Source organism: Streptomyces sp. NPDC003038 (assembly GCF_040611115.1).
In the GTDB taxonomy this organism is placed as follows: Bacteria; Actinomycetota; Actinomycetes; order Streptomycetales; family Streptomycetaceae; genus Streptomyces.
In genome coordinates this window covers 1-3,960 of record NZ_JBEXNN010000087.1, presented here as the reverse complement: position 1 = coordinate 3,960, position 3,960 = coordinate 1, and the positions used below count along the sequence as shown (strand labels likewise).

Annotated in this window: 3 protein-coding genes and 3 pseudogenes; 4 read left to right on the top strand and 2 right to left on the bottom strand. The window is 65.3% G+C overall.

The genetic code is table 11. The annotated features are described in order from the left end of the window. Positions 1-191, top strand: a pseudogene (locus ABZX75_RS34010) (transposase); the annotation flags it as partial. 79 nt (positions 192-270) lie between these two features. Here the strand turns inward: ABZX75_RS34010 and ABZX75_RS34005 are convergent. Beyond that, positions 271-375 (bottom strand): annotated as a pseudogene (locus tag ABZX75_RS34005) (IS5/IS1182 family transposase); the annotation flags it as partial. A 257-nt stretch (positions 376-632) separates the two neighbouring features. After that, positions 633-1,286: a L,D-transpeptidase family protein gene (locus tag ABZX75_RS34000; RefSeq protein WP_355418017.1), complete on the bottom strand. Its 654-nt coding sequence runs from the start codon at positions 1,284-1,286 to the stop codon at positions 633-635. A gap of 410 nt (positions 1,287-1,696) precedes the next feature. On the opposite strand from ABZX75_RS34000, the pseudogene ABZX75_RS33995 reads away from it, so the two are divergent. The 3 genes and pseudogenes from ABZX75_RS33995 to ABZX75_RS33985 form a co-directional block, all read left to right on the top strand. After that, positions 1,697-1,872 (top strand): annotated as a pseudogene (locus tag ABZX75_RS33995) (IS5/IS1182 family transposase); the annotation flags it as partial. 113 nt (positions 1,873-1,985) lie between these two features. Beyond that, the gene (locus tag ABZX75_RS33990) at positions 1,986-2,315 is read left to right on the top strand and encodes a hypothetical protein (RefSeq protein WP_355418014.1); all 330 of its coding nucleotides are present in this window, start codon (positions 1,986-1,988) and stop codon (positions 2,313-2,315) included. A 12-nt stretch (positions 2,316-2,327) separates the two neighbouring features. After that, the gene (locus ABZX75_RS33985; RefSeq protein ID WP_355418011.1) at positions 2,328-3,668 is read left to right on the top strand and encodes an ATP-grasp domain-containing protein; all 1,341 of its coding nucleotides are present in this window, start codon (positions 2,328-2,330) and stop codon (positions 3,666-3,668) included. Positions 3,669-3,960 lie beyond the last annotated feature (292 nt).

The window sequence follows — 3,960 nt, the reverse complement described above, 5'->3', positions numbered from 1 at the left end:
CTGTCCCGCGCTGTCCTCGACTCCGCCCACGTGAGGGCCAAAAAGGGGGCGAACTCACAGGTCCGAGCCCCGTGGACCGGGGCAAGCCGGGTTCCAAGATGCACGTCCTGTCGGACGCGAACGGACTGCCCCTCGTCTTCGGCGTCACCGCGGCCAACACCCACGACAGCGTCGCCCTGAAGCCCATGATCATGGGTCACCAAACGAGACACGACCCGCATCGCGGCCGCCACTTCAAGCCCCAACGCTTGCACGCCGACACCGTGCGTACAGCAGCCAGTCGACATGCTCGACGAGCTCATGCGGGACATGGAAACCGGCAGAATACGGAACCAACGAAGCCTCCGTTGTCAGCGTGATGCGTGAGAACACCACACCAACGACGGAGGCTTCGCCATGTCACCCACAAACCCTCTGACCAGCACTTTCACCCTTCAAGAACCAGGCTGAAAGAGGTTCACTGCCCACCCGTCCGGAACCGTCAGATCACGCCCTCGAACTGCTGCCGCAGCCGCTCGGGGTGCGGCCCATACACAAGACGGTCTACCGCATCCGACCCCGCCGCGAGGGCCATCACAACCAAATACGCACCCCCCTCTAGACGCAGGCGTGAAGAGTTCGATTTCGTTTCCTCACAGCCGACGTAGGTGCACGGGCCAGCCGACTTCGACCGTATCGGCCATCAGGTTTGCCAGAGACATCGGCACGCGGATGCATCCGTGAGATTCCGGCCTCAACGGGACACTGGTGCTTCCGTGAATAGCGAATCCACCGTAGAAGTATAGAGGACGGTACATTTCTCCGAGAGGGGCCGTCTCCCAGTCGTCGATTTTCTTGTACACCTTGAAGTCGCCCGTCGGGGTTGTGGCGTACCGACATCGGCCGTCCGAGCAATAGTAGGCACCCGAGCCCGATGAGATGTGGGAGATGAGGAAGGGCTCTCCGTCCTGCCATACCTGCATGAGCTGGCTTGTGAGATCGATCTCGACACGGTCATCCCTCCCTTCTTCGATAATAGGCGTCGGATCCACCGGGCTGGAGAGAGCCTCCAGTGTTTCAGTGCCGATCGTCTTGCTCAGCTCGATTCCCTGAACCTTCTGGAAGGCCCACACGGCGGGAATCATTTCGTCCGTGTAGAGTCCGTTAATCGCCCCGTGATAGTAGTGAAGCTCCTGCAGCTTTTCCTGAACCTCCTCTACTTCTTTTCCCCTGTCGCCTACTTCGATCTCTGTGATTTCGGAGCTGGCATGATCGGCCGCTACCGCGATTGGTGAATAGTTGATCACGCCTATCAGGAGACTAACCACCACCAGGGTCAGGCGTCTGTACTGTCGCATCTCAAACTACCGTTTCTTTTCAGATGGGCGATCCTCTAAAGGTGGTCCCGTAATTGGCGCAGGATGTCGCTAAGCCCGACTGCGGGGCCGAATCATGCAATTTCCCCCAGAATCGGATCCGTGTAAGCAGGCCACAAACATCCTCCCCGCCCTGTGGCCAAAAGTTCCGGACAGCCTTAGTGAAATTGGGCTGACTGCGGGCAAGGGCTGTCCTATAGTTGGAGGCTACAACGTCGATAGTCGGCAGGCCCCCTGGAGCGGCCATCCGTATGAAGCGTTTACTGAGCATTTTCAACTACCAACCGCCGTACCAGCGATTCCTCACCCGAATCTCGGCTCCGTCGCGCCTGCAACACCACCCCGAACCTGCCGATCAGGTCGGCTGCCGCAAGCGCCGGGGATGTCTGGCGGGCGGCTTCCGACCTTCGACCGTGAGGACTGCAAGGCCCGGCACGCGGTCGAGTGCGGCATCAACCGGCTGAAGCGGAACCGGGGGGTGGCCACCCGGTTCGACAAGCTCGCGGTCCGACTTCGAGGCGACTGTTCTCATTGCCGCGATCAGCGAGTGGCTGTGACCTGCTGGAAGCGGCGGTTACGCATGTCATTCTGGCCGCGATCGAGTCAGCGGGTTGAGGGGAGACAGGGCCCATGGGGGCTGCGTACTACCGAGCCGAGAGTGAGAGCGGCGACCACGTCGAGGACCTATCCGAGGACGCGCTGTTCATGCTGATCGAGGACCTCAACGACTCGGACAACACCTTCGTCGTCATCCAGCCCGACGAGGACGACCCGGTCTGGTTCACCTCCGTCTCGGTCCTGGGCGAAAGCCACTACGAGGTCGTCCGCCGCGACACCACCCGCCGCGAACACGACGTCGTCACCGAGACCAGTGTCGCCCAGATCGCCCCCGACCTCACGATCTGGATGGCCGCCCGCCACCTTCTCGGACGACCCACCCAGCAACCCAGCAACCTCTAAAAGACGCCCTAGGTGAAAGACACGGATGCCATGCACGCGTTCGCCAACCAGGTGCCCGCCGTTGTGCTCAGACTCGACCGCAATCCGTTCCACCACGGGACCCTCGGCGCCGTCAGATCTCTTGGCCGCAAGGGTGTGGAGGTGCATGCCGTCGTCGAGGCCGGGGGAGGGCCCATGGGGCGCTCGCGCTATCTGCGTGCCGTGCATCCCGGCCCGGCCGGCGGGCTGGACCCCGAGGTGCCCGAGGCGTTGTTGGAGTGCCTGACCGGTGTGTCGGAGCGGATCGGCCGCCCGGCGGTGCTCGTCGCCATGGACGACCTGAGCGCCATCGCGGTGTCCCGCGTCGCGCCGATGCTCCGCGAGCGTTTCCGGATTCCCCATCAGCCCGACAACCTGCCCGCCCGGGTGGCCGACAAGGCGGAGCTGTCGGGGCTCTGCTCGCGGTGGGACGTCCCGTACCCGGAGACGGTGATCCCGGCGAGCGGGGCCGAGGCGACGGATGCGGCCTGGCGGCTCGGCCTGCCGCTGGTCGCCAAGTGGAGCCGGCCCTGGCTGCTGCCCTCCGGGGCAGACGGGCTGCGCAGCACCACCCTGGTGCACACCGCGGCCGAGGCGCGCCGGCTGTACGAGCGCTCGGCGGAGGCCGGGAGCCAGCTGCTGCTCCAGCGGTTCCTGCCCGCCGGGCCGGACACCGACTGGTTCTTCCACGGCGCCTTCGCGCGGGGCGGGCTTCCGCTGCTCGCGGGATCGGGCCGCAAGGAGTTGTCCTGGCCGGTGCGGACGGGGCTGACGGCGGTGGGTCGCTGGCTGCCGGACCCGGCGGTGGAGGAGGCGGGGCTGCGGCTCGCCGAACGGCTCGGCTACCAGGGAATCCTGGACCTGGATTTCCGCCGGGACGAGCGCGGCTGCTTCCGGCTGGTGGACTTCAACCCCCGCCCGGGGGCGCAGTTCCGGCTGTTCGCAGACGCGTTCGGGCTGGATGTCGTCCAGGCGATGTACCTGGATCTGACGGGTCAACGGGTACCGCGGCCCGTGGGCGGGCCGGGTCGGGTGTTCGTCGCCGAGAACTACGCGCTGCTCGCGGCGGTCCGGGGCGGGTCGCTGCCGCGTCGCCGCGCGGCGGCGGGCCTCACGGACCGGTCCGGAGCGGCCGGGCCGGGCGGAGCGGGGCGAGCGAGCGGACGGGGCGGGCCGGACGCGGACCGGGCAGCGGGGCCGGCCGCCGGGAGGGGGCGGGTCGAGACGGCCTGGTTCGCTGCCGACGATCTGCTGCCGTTCCTGGCGATGCTCGCCGCCCTGCTGTGGCGTGCCATGAGCAAGGCGTGGGGGTTTATTGATCACGAACGTTGTTGATAGAGGGCCATTTATACCCTCTTACGTCTCACTTTCAAGGACGCCCGCCCGGGGCGAAAGGGATGGAGTCGGCGCCTTTTGGAATGAGACAGACCCTGCGGGATGAGACGGGCAAAAGCGGTTCCCCCGGCGCATCGTTCGGCACATGAACACCTCGATGCCCTCCAGTGATGTTGTACGGGAGCCGTGTTTCTGATCAGTGAGCATTTTCAGATTGGCCACCGATCGGGTGACGAGGCGGTGGTGGTGAAACGGACAAAGCCCCCGGGCTGTTGAGCAAGGTGTCACCGCT